We start from the raw sequence: 16,763 nt of genomic DNA, 5'->3' as shown, positions 1-16,763 counted from the left end.
GGTATTTCTTTTACTTTATTGTTAACGCTTACTTGTGTTTGCATTTCAAACAAAGGCGTTATTTTTTAAACAGAAGTAGCCAAACTCAACTAATCAATAGACATAAAAACTTTATAAACATCAGCAACCTCTTAGATTAAATCCACCTTCTATAATATGTTACATCTGTTACGTAAGTAATAATTCACCTAATAAATAATAAACTGCTTTATCATAAATAAAAAAAGAGAAGCATGAGCTTCTCTTTTGTATTTCTCGTGTTTCAATTAGCGTTTCGCTAGAGAAAACAGTGTAAAGAAATTATTAGTCGTAGCCTCTTCCACTTCTTCCACTGAGACACCTTTCAACAACGCAATGTATTGCGCCACTTCACGAGTATAAGCAGGTTGATTTTGTTTACCACGATATGGGATAGGCGCAAGAAATGGTGAATCGGTTTCAACCAGTAAACGATCAAGAGGGAGTTGGCTCACCACATTTTTCAGATCGCTTGCTGTATTAAATGTCACGATACCTGAAATCGAGATATAGAAACCTAACTCAATCGCATCTAATGCCATTTCTAATGATTCAGTAAAACAGTGAAGTACACCACCACACTTTTCAGCCCCTTCTTCACGTAAGATACGCATAGTATCTTCACGTGCCATACGGGTATGAATAATTAGTGGCTTATTAAGCTCTACTGCAACACGTACTTGCTGACGAAAGATCTCTTGCTGCAACTCGGCAGTATCAGGCTGGTAATGGTAATCCAATCCCGTTTCACCAATCGCCACCACTTTTTCATGTTGAGCAAATGCCTTGAACTGTTCGTAGTTATAACCTGACTCAACATCTAATGGGTGAATACCGCAAGATGCAAAAATGTTATCGTAAGGAGCGATCATTTCCATCATCTTTGGAAATGCTGCAAGTGTTACCCCAACAGAAAGAAAGTATTCAACCCCTCTTTCTTTCGCTTTATTAATTACATCATCAATCCCTGTGTGTAACTTTTCATAATCGAGTTTATCGAGATGACAATGTGAATCGACTAACACGGGCCTTCCTCTTTTATTTCAGAATGTTGCTTATATAACTATAAATGCTAATGAGTAATATTACGCTTAACCTTGAATAAATCCAGTTAACCATTCAACAACAAGCAATTCAATATTCAAGCCAGTATGCTGCTCAAGCTTGCGATACAAGGTATTAATCTTACGTGATTGCTCGATTAATAGCGCGGTAGGTACGCTTGATGCCACCTGCTGCACTGATGCAAAGGATTCAACATGAACAAAATGATCACTCACCCCTTGTTGATACTTAATGCAATCAACCAAGAAGTAACTCAGCCATTTGAGCGTTACGATACCATCAGCCGTACACAACGCAGTCACATCATAGATACCTAAATTAGGCGGCTGAAGAAAATCTGCAAAGGCTTTGATCAAATTACCATGACGAATATCCATCCCACTTTCAACAAAAGATAATGTGGAAAGTGGCGCACCACTATTAAGACGGATTGACTCCTGTTTAATAGATTGCATCAGTTTATGTTCAACCCACTGCTTCACATTTACTTCAGCGGGAATAGGTAAACGCCATTTATTACAACGACTAACAATGGTTGGTAATAGGCTATCTAAACTTTGTGCGGTTAGAATAAACTGACAACCTTGTGGTGGCTCTTCTAAGGTTTTTAGAATCGCATTCGCACCCGCTTCACCCATGGCATCGGCATGTTCAATTAAAATCACACGTTGACCATTAAGCTGAGATGTTTCCGTTGCCCAGCGGTTACATTGACGTACCGCATCCACACCAATTTGCTTGCCTTCTTGCTCAGGTTTAATCACATGAAAATCAGGGTGGTTATTAGCTTCAAATAATTTACAGCTATGACACACGCCACAAGGCTCTGTTTCACTGTTTTGGCACAGTACCGTTTTAGCAAGCTGTCGAGCTAAGACATCACGTCCACTTCCCTTCACGGCCAATAATAAAATAGCGTGGTGTAAGCGACGTTGCTCCAGTAACTGTTGCCAGTTTTGCCATAAAGATTCTTGCCATGGATACAACATCTTATTGTTGCTCCAACCAAGTGTTAAGTGCAGAGCGCAGATCGGCTGTTACTTGTTCCAGAGTTTGGCTTGCATCAATGATGATCACATTAGGTTGATTTTCAGAAAGCTCAAGAAAACGTGCACGGGCGCGATGGAAGAAATCGATATTCATTTGCTCAATACGATCTAATGCGCCACGGCCACGCGCACGTTGCAAACCTAACTCAGGATCAATATCCATGTAGATAGTCAAATCAGGGCGAAAATCACCCAATACCGTATCTCGTAGATTTTCCATCAAGGCTTTATCAAAACCACGACCACCGCCTTGATACGCTTGTGATGACATATCATGACGATCGCCTACCACCCACTTGCCTTGGTTCAATGCAGGTTTAATAACATTATCAACAAGCTGAATACGTGCTGCATAAAGAAGTAGTAGCTCTGCCATATCTGTTAATGGCTCATCTGGATGCCCTTCTTTGACTAACGCGCGCATTTGCTCTGCTAGCGGGGTACCACCCGGCTCACGGGTTGACACAGGATCATTAATGCCATGCTGAGCTAATGTATCCATCACCTGATTGATTGCTGTACTTTTACCAGCCCCTTCTAGGCCTTCGATGACAATAAATTTACCGATCATTGTGCTTGTTTTCTTAATGTTTGCAGGTATGCACGAACCGCACGGTTGTGCTCAACCAAAGTTGTAGAGAATTTGTGTCCACCTTTACCATTGGCAACAAAGTAGTAGTAGTCGCTGGTATCTGGGTTCACTGCCGCGAATACTGATGCCTTGCTCGGCATCGCAATCGGCGTTGGTGGTAAACCTTTAATGGTATACGTGTTATATGGTGTTGGTGTTCTTAGATCTTTTTTACGAATATTACCGTCGTACTTATCACCCATACCGTAAATCACCGTTGGGTCGGTTTGTAATGGCATGCCTTTACGAAGACGATTCATAAACACAGATGCCACCAAACCACGCTCGGCAGGTACTGCGGTTTCTTTTTCAATAATCGATGCCATGATCAATACTTGATAAGGATCTTTTAACGGCAAATCTTTTTGACGTTGATCCCATGCACTCGCTAGCTCTTTATTCATTGCTGCATAAGCACGCTTTAAAATCGCCAGATCAGTAGTACCCGCTGTGTAATGGTAGGTATTCGGGAGCAAATAACCTTCCACTTTCACATTATCAATACCTAATGCCTTAGCTATCTCAGGCTCTGTCATATTATCTGTGACATGCTTTAATTCTGGCGCGGCTTGGATCTGCTTTAGCCATTCACTAAAGCGTTCACCTTCAACCAAAGTGATCGAATATTGAAACTCTTTACCAGAAGTAATAAGTGCAAGCACCTCTTTCAATGTTTGCTTTGGCTCAATACCATAAGTACCAGCTTTAATATCCGTTAAACTTGGATCAAGTTTTCCTACCCAACGTGTCCATGATGATTCTGTGATCACCTTATCTGTAACAAGCTGATTAATTAATCCTCTAAACGATGTCCCTGTTTTAACTGTTAACATTACCTGCTCAGTGTTAATCACGGGCTGATCCAGCTCGTTCTTCACTTGGGTATACGCCCAACCAGCAGCACCTGCCGCTAATGCAGCAAGAATGAAAACAATAAGAATCAACTTCTTTAACACGTATATAGCCTCTTTTGTAATACGTCGAGTAGTAACTGTTCTTGAAATTGAGTAGTGCTGATGGTGTTCACTGGCACTAGCTCCATTAGCGCATTGGTTATAAAGACTTCATCAGCACAAAGCAAATCAGCCAATGAATAATCACCAAACTCTAACGAATATGGCAAAGTTGAAAGCAAGGTAATGATGTGTCGACGCATCACGCCTTCAACGCCAGATCCGCTTAAATCCGGTGTATAGACGACATTTCCTTTACGCCAGAATAAATTAGATGCAGTAGTTTCGACCACATGCTGATTTATATTAAGTACAACAGCATCTAACCACTGATTTTGTTCGACTTCCTGTTTTAAAAGCACCTGCTCTAAGCGATTTAAGTGCTTCATACCAGCAAGCATTGGGCTATAACCTATCTGCTGCTGACATACGCCAAGGGTTATCCCTTCTTGTTGCCATTGCTCATAATGAGCAGGCCATGAAAAAGAAGAAAAGATCACTTGAGTATCACTGCAACCTGTTGGGCTATAACCTCGGCCACCACTTCCCCGGCTAATTAATATCTTAACCCCACCACGTTCAGTGAAAGATTGAGCGAGTTGATTAGCCTGTAGAAATACTTGCTCCCAATCAGGCTCTGTTATACCTAATCGTTTTAGCGTGGTCTGCAAGCGCTCAAGATGAAAAGGCCAAAGCAATAACTTTCCTTGTTTAACGCCTATTGTAGTAAAGCAGCCATCGCCATATTGTGTCGCGCGATCGGTGATCGCTAATCGCGGCTGTTGCTGACTGTTAATAAACGCCATAAAACATCCTTTTTCAGATAAAAAACAGCCCGGTATCTATAAAGAAACCGGGCCGCTTATAATATCAGGTTATCAAGTGATTTTCCTGATGGTATTTGTTACGAATGGCGATTAAATCTTCTTAAATAGTAGAGAGCCGTTCGTACCACCGAAACCGAATGAGTTACATAGTGCATACTCTAGGTTAACTTGACGCGCTTCACCTGGTACGTAATCAAGATCACAACCTTCACCTGGGTTTTCCAAGTTAATTGTTGGTGGAACCACTTGATCAACAAGGCTTAGAATAGTGATGATTGATTCTACAGAACCTGCCGCACCCAATAGGTGACCTGTCATAGATTTAGTAGAAGACACCATTACGTTATCAACTGCGCTACCCATAGCACGTTTGATACCTAGTGTTTCAGCAACGTCACCAGCCGGTGTTGATGTACCGTGTGCGTTGATGTAACCAATTTGGTCAGCATTAATGCCAGCATCACGAATACATGCTTCCATTGCTAATGCACCGCCTGAACCGTCAGCACTTGGTGAAGTCATGTGGTAAGCGTCACCACTCATACCAAAGCCTACAAGCTCAGCGTAAATTTTAGCACCACGTGCTTTTGCGTGTTCGTACTCTTCTAGCACGATAACACCTGCACCATCGCCTAGTACGAAACCGTCGCGATCTTGGTCCCATGGACGAGAAGCCGCTTGAGGATCATCGTTACGTGTAGATAGTGCTTTTGCTGCTGCGAAACCGCCCATACCTAATGGCGTTGATGCTTTTTCTGCACCACCAGCAACCATCGCATCTGCATCGCCGTAAGCGATCATACGCGCTGCATGACCAATGTTATGAAGGCCAGTCGTACATGCGGTAGAGATTGCGATATTTGGACCACGTAGACCGTACATGATAGACATGTGGCCTGCGATCATATTTACAATAGTTGAAGGAACAAAGAACGGGCTAATCTTGCGCGGACCTTTTTCCATTAAAGCTTGATGGCCAGCTTCAATTAGACCTAAGCCACCAATACCAGAACCGATAGCAACGCCAATGCGTGCTGCGTTTTCTTCAGTAACTTCAATACCAGAATCTTTAAATGCTTGTACGCCAGCAGCGATACCGTATTGGATAAATAAATCCATTTTACGCGCATCTTTCTTAGACATGTAATCTTCACAATTGAAGTCTTTTACCATACCAGCAAACTGAGTCGCGAAACCGCTAACATCAAAATGTTCGATAGTGCTGATACCGCTAGTGCCTGACTGTAAAGCTTTCCAAGAAGATTCAACAGAATTACCAACCGGGGTCAGCATACCCATGCCAGTTACAACTACACGACGCTTCGACACGATTAATTTCTCCGGGAATTGAGGATAAAACAGGTAGTATAAAAAAATCAGGCGGTCATGAAGACCGCCTGGAGGTGTTCGTTATTACTGTGCGCTGTTAACGTAGTCGATTGCAGCTTGAACAGTAGTAATTTTTTCAGCTTCTTCGTCTGGAATCTCTGTATCGAATTCTTCTTCAAGAGCCATTACTAGTTCAACTGTGTCTAGTGAGTCTGCACCTAGATCGTCAACGAAAGATGCTTCGTTCTTAACTTCTGCTTCGTCTACGCCTAGTTGCTCAACGATGATTTTTTTTACGCGTTCTTCGATGTTGCTCATACTAATATATTTCCTTAACAAGAATTCGCTAATGCGATTTGCTGTAGTTTATTCATTACGACAAAAGTTGCAACACTCATAGTGCTGGTCAAACCACGATTTTACCACAAAACCTGACCAGTTTGACGTGGGTCATCAAGTATTGCAAATCTTTTGATTAAATCATGTACATACCGCCGTTAACGTGCAAAGTTTCGCCCGTTATGTAAGCAGCTTCATCAGAGGCTAAAAATGCAACTGCTGCTGCAATTTCACGCGGATCACCTAGACGACCAGCAGGTACGTTTGCAAGCGTTGCTGCACGTTGATCATCATTAAGGGCTTTAGTCATATCGGTTTCGATAAAACCAGGCGCTACTGCGTTCACTGTAATACCACGAGAAGCTACTTCACGTGCCATTGATTTAGTGAAACCTAATAGGCCAGCTTTTGCTGCTGCGTAGTTCGTTTGACCCGCATTACCCATTGTACCTACCACAGAACCAATGCTGATGATGCGACCATTGCGCTTTTTCATCATTGCACGTAGCACTGCTTTAGATAGACGGAAGATCGATGTTAGGTTGGTATCAAGAATATCTTGCCACTCATCGTCTTTCATACGCATCAGTAGATTATCACGCGTGATACCAGCGTTATTCACGAGAATGTCAACATCGCCAAAATCTGCTTTAATTTGTGCAAGAACAGCTTCAATTGATTCAGGTGAGGTTACGTTTAATGCAAGACCTTTACCTTTATCACCAAGATATGCGCTGATAGCTTCTGCACCACTTTCAGATGTTGCAGTACCAATCACAGTTGCGCCACGCTCTGCTAGAATTTCAGCGATAGCACGACCGATACCACGGCTTGCACCAGTAACTAGTGCAACTTTACCTTCCAGGCTCATTATTATTCCTCTTTAAAGCTGAATGACTACTTAGCCATTGCTGCTTCTAATGAAGCAATATCATTAACTGCAGCGCCGCCAAGTGCGCGATCAATACGCTTAGTTAGGCCAGTAAGTACTTTACCTGGGCCCATTTCAAGTAACTCTTCAATACCTTCAGCAGCCATACGCTCTACAGACTCCGTCCAACGAACTGGGCTGTATAGTTGTTTAACAAGCGCAAGCTTAATCGCTGCTGGATCAGTTTCCGTCGCCACATCTGCGTTATTAATAACAGGGACAGATGGTGCGTTAAATTCGATAGATTCTAGTGCTACTGCTAGTTTATCTGCAGCAGGCTTCATCAGTGCACAGTGAGATGGCACTGAAACAGGAAGAGGCAATGCACGCTTAGCGCCAGCTTCTTTACATAAAACGTTTGCACGCTCTACGGCTTCTTTATTACCCGCAATAACAACTTGCCCCGGTGAGTTAAAGTTAACAGGAGAACAAACTTCACCTTGTGCTGCTTCTTCACATGCTTTCGCAATTGCATCATTATCAAGACCGATAATTGCAGACATTGCACCAACACCTGCTGGTACTGCTTCTTGCATCAGTTGACCGCGAAGCTCAACCAATTTAACCGCCGCTTTGAAATCAATAACACCAGCACATACTAGTGCTGAGTATTCACCTAGGCTGTGACCTGCAAGAACAGTTGGTTGCTCACCACCTTGTTGTTGCCATACACGCCAAATTGCAACAGATGCTGTTAACAATGCAGGTTGAGTACGTTGTGTTTGATTTAAATCTTCCGCTGGACCGTTTTGAACTAGTGCCCAAAGATCGTAACCTAGCGCATCAGATGCCTCAGAGAACGTTTCTTTAACCACATCAAATTGTTCTGCTAACTCAGCTAGCATACCAACGGTTTGAGAGCCCTGACCTGGGAAAACAATCGCGAACTTAGACATTCGAGAATCCTTCTTTATTGACTAATCATTAGTCGATTAATATGCATTAAAACTAATATATCGCTTACTAGTTTTAATGCACTAAAAAATAGATGCAATTTAGCTATTTGGAAGGTTTTATCTTACTAGATTAAAACTTCACCAATGCTGAACCCCAAGTGAAACCGCCACCAAACGCTTCTAATAATAAAGTTTGGCCACGTTGAATACGGCCATCACGTACCGCTTCATCTAATGCTGTTGGGACTGTTGCAGCTGACGTATTACCATGACGATCAAGCGTAACAACAACTTGATCCATCGACATTGACAGTTTCTTCGCTGTCGCAGAGATAATGCGCATATTCGCTTGGTGAGGTACCAGCCAATCTAACTCTGACTTATCCATATTATTTTCAGCAAGCGTACTTTTTACTAAGTTCGATAACTGTGTTACCGCTACTTTAAATACTTCGTTACCTGCCATGTAAAGCCACTTATTTGGATCAAAGTCTTTACCATGCTCAGGGACAGCAAGACTTAATAAACCGCCAAAATGACCGTCAGCATATAGATGCGTTGAAATAATGCCTGGCTCTTCACTTGCGCCAATAACAACAGCACCTGCAGCATCACCAAATAAAATAATGGTTGAGCGATCTTCAGGATCACAGCAATGAGATAATGCATCAGAACCAATCACTAACACATTTTTTGCCATACCCGTTTTAATATGCTGATCTGCAACACTTAACGCGTAAACAAAACCAGTACATGCTGCAGATAGATCAAATGCAGGACAGCCTTTAATATCTAACATGCCTTGCACTTGGCAAGCTGCTGATGGGAATGTGTGACTTGCACTTGACGTTGCAACGATAATCAGATCGATATCTTCTTTATCAATGCCCGCCATTTCAATTGCTTTTAATGATGCTTGGTAGCCCATTACAGCAACAGTTTCATCTTCAGATGAAATACGGCGTTCACGAATACCTGTTCGTGCTACGATCCACTCATCACTTGTTTCTACCATTTTTTCTAAGTCCGCATTAGAGCGCACTTGTTGCGGCAGGTAGCTGCCTGTTCCTAGAATTTTGCTATACATGAAGACTAATAGTGCCTCTCGAGTAGGACCTCTTCTAAACGGTCACTGATTTTGTTCGGTATTTGTCGTTTAACTTCGTAAACCGCTTCGCTTATCGCATTGGCAAAAGCGACAGTATCAGCACTTCCATGGCTTTTCACCACAATACCGCGCAATCCTAACAGACTTGCACCGTTATACTGGTCGGGGTTCAACTGCTGTAAGCCATCAAATAGCTCACTAAACAGCCATTTAGCAATAATGCGTCGAATTGGGTTACGACCAATGGCGTGTTTTATCCGTTCGATAAATAAATTTGCGACCCCTTCACTGGTCTTCAAACTCACATTACCGACAAAACCATCACACACGATCACATCCGCTTTATCTGAATAAAGCTGATGTCCTTCAACGTAACCAACATAATTAATATCAGGAGATTGGATCAACATCTCTGCACAACGTTTGACCAAATCATTACCTTTGATCTCTTCTTCGCCAATATTAAGCAAAGCTACACGCGGTTTTTCGCCTAATGATTGTTCCGCCAATACAGATCCCATTACGGCAAATTGGAATAAGGTATCGGCATCACAAGAGACGTTAGCCCCTAGATCAAGCAACCACGTAGGATGTTCACCACGGTTAGGAATAGCAGAGATTAATGCTGGTCGTTCAACGCCAGGTAATTGCTTTAACACATAACGAGAAAGTGCCATTAGCGCACCGGTATTACCGGCACTAACACAAGCATCGGCTTGACCACTTGCCACCGCATCTAAAGCCATGCGCATGGATGAACCTTTACTATGACGAAGCGCTTGTGATGGTCGTGTTTCGTTGGCTATGACGTTATCGCAATGCACGATAGTTAGCCGAGGATGATTTAGCTTATTGAGGAGAGTTAATTGTGCTGTGATTGCACTCAGATCACCAAAAAGAATCAGTTTGAGCTCAGGCGAATGCAACAGTGCCTGCACGGCGGCAGGCACTGTTACTTGAGGACCGAAATCCCCGCCCATTGCATCAAGTGCAACGGTAAGACCCATCAAGGTTCAACCTTACTTGTTGATAACCTTGCGGCCACGGTAGAAACCGTCAGCTGTCACGTGGTGACGTAGGTGAGTTTCACCAGATGCTTTATCTACAGAAACTGCTGCTGTAGTTAGCGCATCGTGTGAACGACGCATACCACGTGCTGCACGTGATTTTTTGCTCTTTTGTACGGCCATTAACCCTACTCCTGTTAAATTTAACTCTTAAGATTTTTCAATACTGCAAACGGATTCGGACGCTCATCAGCAACGGGGATCTCACCAAAAGACATGTTCTTCGAGCCAATATTACAATCAGCATCGTCGTGCATTGCGACTTGTGGTAATTCCAGAATCAATTCGTCTTCAACGAGTTGAATCAAGTTGATCTCGCCATTTTCGTCGACAATAGCCGGCTCATAGGCTTCCGGTAACTCATCTACGGCTTCTTCGTTGCGAACCGGACTATAACAGAATTCCACATGAATATGATGTGGAAACTCTCCCTGACATCGCTGACAGGTCAACATCACGTCTACATCGGCGATACCGCTGATGAAAGGGATACGACGTTGGTCAAGGTCAAAAGACAAGTTGACGTTTGCATCACTTATTACGCTCTGGGTTGATTCAGCTAAACGAGACAAAATCTCGGCTTTGATGATGCCATCATAGTCGAGTCTTTTTTGTGCTGCGCGTACTGGATCTACCGTTAGCGGCAATTTTACCTTTTGCATAGGGCGCGAATATTAGCCTTATAGTCTGTTTGAGTCAAAGGAAATGTGTGTGAATTAACAGCTTTTGACCAATTCTCATGCTGTGATGAAAATTACAAAACGCTTATACAGCACATCTCAGTAATAAAATTATAAATGTCTGCCACTCAACCACTTGATGACATCATTACAATCGATGAAATAACACTCACCTTTGCTTAAAGAATAGCTAAATGTCAGCGTAATCTGCTTTAAAAGCGAACTTATACATTGTCACAAATTCAACAGAAATCAGCATCACCGAATTATGTTCGCGAACATACACTGAAACGTAAGCAGAGACAACAAGCTCTCAATGATTACAGCACAACAACTATGGATACAAAAGATACCGCCCAAAGCTTGTGAATTCAGCTATGATAGCGTTAATCTCAACCCTAATCATTTGTATCCTAAGCTTATGACACAACCATTATTGCTTGCTTCAACTTCCCCATTTCGTAAAGCATTATTAGAAAAACTATCGCTGCCATTTGAAACTGCTGATCCACAAACAGATGAAACCATACTAAATAATGAATCTGCGCAAGACTTGGTATGTCGCCTTGCCGAACTAAAAGCAAGAGCATGTGCTCATCGTTACCCTGAACATGTAATCATCGGTTCAGATCAAGTCTGTGTCATTGATGGAAAAATTCTAGGCAAACCGCACACAGTTGAAAATGCGTGTTTACAGCTCAAAGCAGCCAGTGGCAAAACCATTACCTTTTATACTGGGCTTTGTTTATACAACGCAAAAACAAATCAAGCGCAGGTGATTTGTGAACCTTTCCATGTTCATTTTAAATCTCTAACCAAACAGCAAATTCAAAACTATGTAGAAAAAGAGCAACCACTGTATTGCGCAGGTAGTTTTAAGAGCGAAGGCTTAGGCATTGCTCTGTTTGATAAGTTAGAAGGTCGCGATCCCAATACCTTAGTTGGATTACCTTTGATTGCACTGACTGAAATGTTAGCCAATGAAGGTATCTCTGTTTTGTAACCAGCGAGTATCGTTCACATAATAAAAAGGCGAGCATTGTAGCCCGCCTTCTTGTTTTACATTTGACGCAATTTTGCCAGACATCGCTCAAGTACAGGCTCCATTGGCGCGCTGATATCCATTGCTTCATCCGTATTAGGGTGAGTAAATTTGATATTAGCCGCATGTAGGAATAAACGTCCTAACCCTGTTTTCTTTGTATAAGCATCAAATCGTGGGTCGCCATAACGATCATCCCACGCAATTGGATGGCCTTCATATTGACAATGCACACGGATCTGGTGCGTACGGCCTGTCACAGGGCTTGCTTGTACTAATGTCGCCTGAGGGAAACGCTCTAATACCTTAAAGCGTGTGTCAGACGGCTTACCTTGTGGATTTACGCGTACGATACTGTTCACTTCATTTTTCAACAGTGGCGCAGTGACTTTCTTGCAACTTGCCTTCCATTCCCCCATCACTAAGGCAAAGTAATATTTCTGCACCGTTTTATTTCTAAATTGCTCTTGCAGTTTACGCAACGCAGAACGTTTCTTAGCCACCAGCAAAATACCAGAAGTATCTCGGTCAATACGGTGAACCAATTCCAAGAAACGTGCATCGGGACGTAATGCTCGTAACGCTTCAATCGCACCAAATTTTAAGCCGCTACCACCATGAACTGCCGTTCCTGAGGGTTTATTTAGAATCAACATGTGATCATCTTCATAAATGATGCAATGTTCTAATTCTGCCACTTTATTTAATTTGGTACTCACCTGCTCTTGTTCTTCTTTCTCAGGAACAAAAATTGGCGGTACGCGTACTAGATCACCATCCTGCAATTTATATTCAGGTTTAATACGTTTTTTGTTTACTCGCACCTCGCCTTTGCGCAAAATGCGGTAAATCATGCTTTTGGGTACGTTTTTAAGCCTTGCGCGGAGAAAATTATCAATCCGCTGGCCTGCAAAATCATCGCTAATGTCGATGAATTGCACTTTAGGTTTATCTTCTGTCATGGGTATGATTGTATCACGCAAATAAAGCAGATTGCCGCAAAAAAGTGAGCCTGCTATCATTGTGTGCTGAGATAGGTTTTTTTGCCTATTTCACTGACAAGGCGAGCATGAACTCACCTTAACGGCTATTTTTTATACAACTCAGATAACAAACGCAGCAGATGGCGTAAGACGTTAGGGTTATCGGAGTTTTTTTTAGTACGTCAAATTACACTTTTTTTTGATGTGACAGATACAACCACTTAAGTGTGGTGATACCAGCTGTATATTTCAGATCTAACCATCTCACATGCAGTTGGCTGATAAGTGTGGCCAAAAAGCACTCCTGAATTTTCCAACCGTGAGGTTGCAACCGTACATCAGTCTTGGAGTCCGGCGCCATCGAAAAGTAGATGTAATTAGCGTACTAATACAACGACAATAAATGAGTACAATATAATGAAAAGAATGTTGATTAACGCAACTCAGAAGGAAGAGTTGCGCGTCGCATTAGTTGATGGCCAAAAGCTATTTGATCTTGATATCGAAAGCCCAGGTCACGAATCTAAAAAAGCAAATATCTACAAAGGCCGCATCACTCGCATCGAACCAAGTCTGGAAGCAGCGTTCGTTGACTATGGTGCAGAGCGTCATGGTTTCCTTCCTCTTAAAGAAATCGCGAAAGATTACTTCCCTGCCAACTATTCTTACCAAGGCCGTCCTAACATCAAGGAAGTCCTTAAAGAAGGCCAAGAAGTTATCGTTCAAGTTGATAAAGAAGAACGCGGAAACAAAGGTGCAGCCCTAACAACTTTCATCTCTTTAGCTGGTAGCTATCTTGTTCTTATGCCTAACAACCCTCGTGCTGGCGGTATTTCTCGTCGTATCGAAGGTGAAGAGCGCACCCAACTTAAAGCAGCACTAAGCACGTTAGAACTACCACAAGGTATGGGCCTAATTGTTCGTACTGCAGGTGTAGGCAAATCAGGTGAAGAACTTGAGTGGGATTTAAACGTTCTACTTAACCACTGGAACGCAGTAAAAGAAGCAGCAGATTCTCAACCTGCACCGTTTCTAATTCACCAAGAAAGTAACGTTATTGCACGTGCTATTCGTGATTATTTACGCCGTGACATTGGTGAAATTCTGATCGATAGCCCGAAAATCTTCGACCGTGCACGTGATCATATTAAATTAGTTCGTCCTGATTTCTTATCTCGTGTTAAGCGTTACGAAGGTGAAGTACCACTATTTAGCCACTACCAAATCGAAAGCCAAATCGACTCAGCGTTCCAGCGTGAAGTTCGTTTGCCTTCTGGCGGCTCTGTTGTTATTGACCCAACAGAAGCATTAACATCTATCGATATCAACTCTGCTCGCGCAACAAAGGGTGGCGATATTGAAGAGACAGCACTACAAACTAACCTAGAAGCGGCTGATGAAATTGCACGTCAATTACGTCTTCGTGACTTAGGTGGTCTTGTGGTTATCGACTTCATCGATATGACACCTGTACGCCATCAGCGTGAAGTTGAAAACCGTCTACGTGAAGCTGTTCGTATGGACCGTGCACGCGTTCAAATCGGTCGAATTTCACGTTTCGGTCTACTTGAAATGTCGCGTCAACGTCTAAGCCCTTCTCTAGCAGAAGCAAGCCACCACGTTTGTCCTCGTTGTACGGGTACTGGTGTTGTTCGTGATAATGAGTCGCTATCTCTTTCTATCCTACGTTTAATTGAAGAAGAAGCGTTAAAAGACAACAGTGCGCAAGTATTAGCGATTGTTCCTGTACCTGTAGCCTCTTACCTACTTAACGAAAAGCGTCGTTCAGTACAGCACATTGAAAAATACCATGGTGTTCGTGTTGTTATTGTTCCAAATGCGAACATGGAAACACCACACTTCGAAGTGCTACGTGTACGTGAAGGTGAAGAGCAAGATACGCTTTCTTACCACATCCCGAAAGCGCTTGAAGCAATGAAGGAAGCTGAAGCTATTGAGTCTCCGCAACCTGAGCGTATCGTTAAGAAACGTGAAGAGCCGGTACTTCAAGGTTTTACTGCGCCTAAACAGCCAGCACCTGTAGCGAAACCAGCAACAAAACCTGCACCTGCTGCTGTAACTAAACCAGCAACAGCACAGAAACCAGGTCTGCTGAGCCGCTTCTTTACTGCTTTAGCATCTTTCTTCTCTGGCAGTGCAGAGCCACAGCAAGAGAAACAAGTAGAAGCGAAGCCAGAGCAAGATAACAATCGCAACAACCGTCGTAACAATAACCGTCGTAACGACCGTAACGACAACCGCCGCAACAACCGTCAAGACAATCGTCGTAATAATCGTCAAGATAACGATGTAGACAATAGCGGTGAACGCCAAGAGCGTAACAACGAGCAACGCCAGAATCGTCGTCGCAACGACCGTAATGACAAAAACCGTCAAGACCGTCAGCAACAAAACGATAAAGCAGCAAAAGCACCTCGCCAAAATCGTAATAACGACGAAGCGAAAGAGCAAAAACGCCAAGCTCGTAAAGAAGAAATTCAAGCTCAAAAGCAGCAACGCCAGCAACAAAATGAGCAAAAAGCAACGGATCAAAACACGGTAGATGCACAGCGTGACAACGAAGAGAAAGCCGTTAAGGTGAAACAACGTCGTCAACGTCGTCAATTACGTAAAAAAGTCCGTATTACTGACGATGTAGAAACACGTGCAGAACAGCAAAATGTTGTTGAAAACGTTGAAACTGTAGTAGAGAAAACACCATCTCCATTGATGGCACTAGGTACAAGCATTGCTAAAGAGGCGCAAAACCAACCTGAGCAAGAGCCTGTTGCTGCAAACGAGCAAGGTGAAAATACTGAGCAAGAAGGTACTCAACGTCGTAACCGTCGCTCTCCACGTCACTTACGTGCAAGTGGTCAACGTCGTCGCCGTATGCGTGATACTCGTGTTGAAAAACCTGAGTTTGCAAATGCTGAAGCACCAGTGGAAAACAACGTTGCTGATGCTGTAGAGCATGCTGTTGTTGATGCAACTGATTCGATCAGCGATATGGTAAATGTAGTTTCTATTGTTGAAAAACCAAAAGCTGTTCGCCCTGCTACAGGTGTCGCATCTCCTGAAATGGCAATGGGTAAAGTTTGGTCTCGTATCAAACCTTCTGTTGAAGCGCCAGTTGTCGAAAAAGCAGTAGAGCAAACAATCGTGGCTCCATGTGTTGAAGCTGAAATCATCGACGAAGTAGAAGTTAATGACATCATCATTAACACGCCTGTTGTTGAACCAAAAGCACAACCAGTGGCAGTAGAAGCACAACGCACTCAGCTATCAGGTGTGGCAATGCCTGAAATGGCGATGGGTAAAGTTTTCCCTCGTTTTAAAGCAGAGCCTGCAGCCGTTGAGGTAGTAGAGACCGCGACGACTGAAACAGTAACAGAAGAGCCGACTCCTGCTATCATTGAACAGCCAGACGTTGTTGAAGCTGTTGTTGCTGAGCCTGAAGTTATTGAACCAGCGTCAGTTGAGCCTACTGCATCAGTTGAAAAAGCAGACAACAATGTCGTTGAGCTTGCGACTAAAGCTGCGGTTATGGCAACGTCTCCTCGCGGTTTCCATGCAGTTTCTGGTATGGCGAAAGCACCTGCACCAGAAGAGAATGTTGTCGCAACGGTAGTTGAAGCAGCTCCTCTACGTGAGCGTGCAAATACACGCCCAGCGGGTAGCCAAACTGCAACAAATCGTGCAGCAGCACCAATGACGAAGCCTTCATTTGACTAAGTGCTAAGTTAAATAGACAAAAAAGCCATGCTTTTGAAGTGACCCCCAATAGTTGGACACCAATTATTGGGGGTCTTTTATGTCCAAATATAGTCGAGAGTTAAAATGCA

Annotated in this window: 16 protein-coding genes; 2 read left to right on the top strand and 14 right to left on the bottom strand. The window is 43.1% G+C overall.

Annotation, left to right across the window (positions count from 1 at the left end):
• Window positions 1-266: 266 nt before the first annotated feature.
• The 13 genes from E5A76_RS07035 to yceD all read right to left on the bottom strand — a co-directional run bounded on the left by E5A76_RS07035 (window position 267) and on the right by yceD (window position 10,875).
• Entirely contained in the window at window positions 267-1,043 is a 777-nt protein-coding gene (locus E5A76_RS07035; protein ID WP_161118498.1) for a TatD family hydrolase, read from the bottom strand.
• 66 nt (window positions 1,044-1,109) lie between these two features.
• Complete coding sequence (gene holB / locus E5A76_RS07030; protein WP_161118497.1) at window positions 1,110-2,072, bottom strand: DNA polymerase III subunit delta'; 963 nt, start codon at window positions 2,070-2,072, stop codon at window positions 1,110-1,112.
• A gap of 1 nt (window position 2,073) precedes the next feature.
• Window positions 2,074-2,703: a dTMP kinase gene (gene tmk / locus E5A76_RS07025; RefSeq protein ID WP_053986884.1), complete on the bottom strand. Its 630-nt coding sequence runs from the start codon at window positions 2,701-2,703 to the stop codon at window positions 2,074-2,076.
• The gene (gene mltG, locus E5A76_RS07020) at window positions 2,700-3,719 is read right to left on the bottom strand and encodes an endolytic transglycosylase MltG (protein ID WP_161118496.1); all 1,020 of its coding nucleotides are present in this window, start codon (window positions 3,717-3,719) and stop codon (window positions 2,700-2,702) included. The genes tmk and mltG overlap by 4 nt, the downstream gene beginning before the upstream one ends.
• Window positions 3,713-4,522 (bottom strand): aminodeoxychorismate lyase, encoded by an 810-nt coding sequence (gene pabC, locus E5A76_RS07015; protein ID WP_161118495.1) that lies wholly within the window; start codon window positions 4,520-4,522, stop codon window positions 3,713-3,715. The genes mltG and pabC overlap by 7 nt, the downstream gene beginning before the upstream one ends.
• Before the next feature lie 111 nt (window positions 4,523-4,633).
• The gene (fabF, locus tag E5A76_RS07010) at window positions 4,634-5,872 is read right to left on the bottom strand and encodes a beta-ketoacyl-ACP synthase II (protein WP_053986887.1); all 1,239 of its coding nucleotides are present in this window, start codon (window positions 5,870-5,872) and stop codon (window positions 4,634-4,636) included.
• An 84-nt stretch (window positions 5,873-5,956) separates the two neighbouring features.
• Window positions 5,957-6,190 (bottom strand): acyl carrier protein, encoded by a 234-nt coding sequence (acpP, locus tag E5A76_RS07005; RefSeq protein WP_004406112.1) that lies wholly within the window; start codon window positions 6,188-6,190, stop codon window positions 5,957-5,959.
• Window positions 6,191-6,347: 157 nt separating this feature from the next.
• Window positions 6,348-7,082, bottom strand: coding sequence for a 3-oxoacyl-ACP reductase FabG (gene fabG, locus E5A76_RS07000; protein ID WP_053986888.1), 735 nt, complete (start codon window positions 7,080-7,082; stop codon window positions 6,348-6,350).
• Window positions 7,083-7,108: 26 nt separating this feature from the next.
• A complete protein-coding gene (fabD, locus tag E5A76_RS06995) occupies window positions 7,109-8,038 on the bottom strand; it encodes an ACP S-malonyltransferase (RefSeq protein WP_053986889.1) in 930 nt (309 codons plus the stop codon).
• Between the two features lie 130 nt (window positions 8,039-8,168).
• Window positions 8,169-9,125: a beta-ketoacyl-ACP synthase III gene (locus E5A76_RS06990; protein WP_008987489.1), complete on the bottom strand. Its 957-nt coding sequence runs from the start codon at window positions 9,123-9,125 to the stop codon at window positions 8,169-8,171.
• Window positions 9,126-9,130: 5 nt separating this feature from the next.
• The gene (gene plsX, locus E5A76_RS06985) at window positions 9,131-10,156 is read right to left on the bottom strand and encodes a phosphate acyltransferase PlsX (RefSeq protein WP_161118494.1); all 1,026 of its coding nucleotides are present in this window, start codon (window positions 10,154-10,156) and stop codon (window positions 9,131-9,133) included.
• Window positions 10,157-10,165: 9 nt separating this feature from the next.
• Window positions 10,166-10,336, bottom strand: a complete 171-nt coding sequence (gene rpmF / locus E5A76_RS06980) for a 50S ribosomal protein L32 (protein WP_005368719.1) — start codon at window positions 10,334-10,336, stop codon at window positions 10,166-10,168.
• Window positions 10,337-10,356: 20 nt separating this feature from the next.
• On the bottom strand, window positions 10,357-10,875 hold the full coding sequence (gene yceD / locus E5A76_RS06975) for a 23S rRNA accumulation protein YceD (RefSeq protein ID WP_008987491.1): 519 nt from the start codon (window positions 10,873-10,875) through the stop codon (window positions 10,357-10,359).
• A 439-nt stretch (window positions 10,876-11,314) separates the two neighbouring features.
• Here yceD and E5A76_RS06970 point away from each other — a divergent pair, with 439 nt between their 5' ends.
• Entirely contained in the window at window positions 11,315-11,896 is a 582-nt protein-coding gene (locus E5A76_RS06970; RefSeq protein WP_161118493.1) for a Maf family protein, read from the top strand.
• A 56-nt stretch (window positions 11,897-11,952) separates the two neighbouring features.
• Here E5A76_RS06970 and rluC read toward each other — a convergent pair whose 3' ends face one another.
• Entirely contained in the window at window positions 11,953-12,897 is a 945-nt protein-coding gene (rluC, locus tag E5A76_RS06965; protein ID WP_053986892.1) for a 23S rRNA pseudouridine(955/2504/2580) synthase RluC, read from the bottom strand.
• A 438-nt stretch (window positions 12,898-13,335) separates the two neighbouring features.
• On the opposite strand from rluC, the gene rne reads away from it, so the two are divergent.
• Entirely contained in the window at window positions 13,336-16,653 is a 3,318-nt protein-coding gene (gene rne / locus E5A76_RS06960; RefSeq protein WP_161118492.1) for a ribonuclease E, read from the top strand.
• Window positions 16,654-16,763 lie beyond the last annotated feature (110 nt).

It is taken from the genome of Photobacterium lucens (assembly GCF_009873615.1).
Classification (GTDB): Bacteria; Pseudomonadota; Gammaproteobacteria; order Enterobacterales; family Vibrionaceae; genus Photobacterium; species Photobacterium lucens.
The sequence above is the reverse complement of the archived record's forward strand: the minus strand, read 5'-3'. Positions and strand labels throughout refer to the sequence as shown.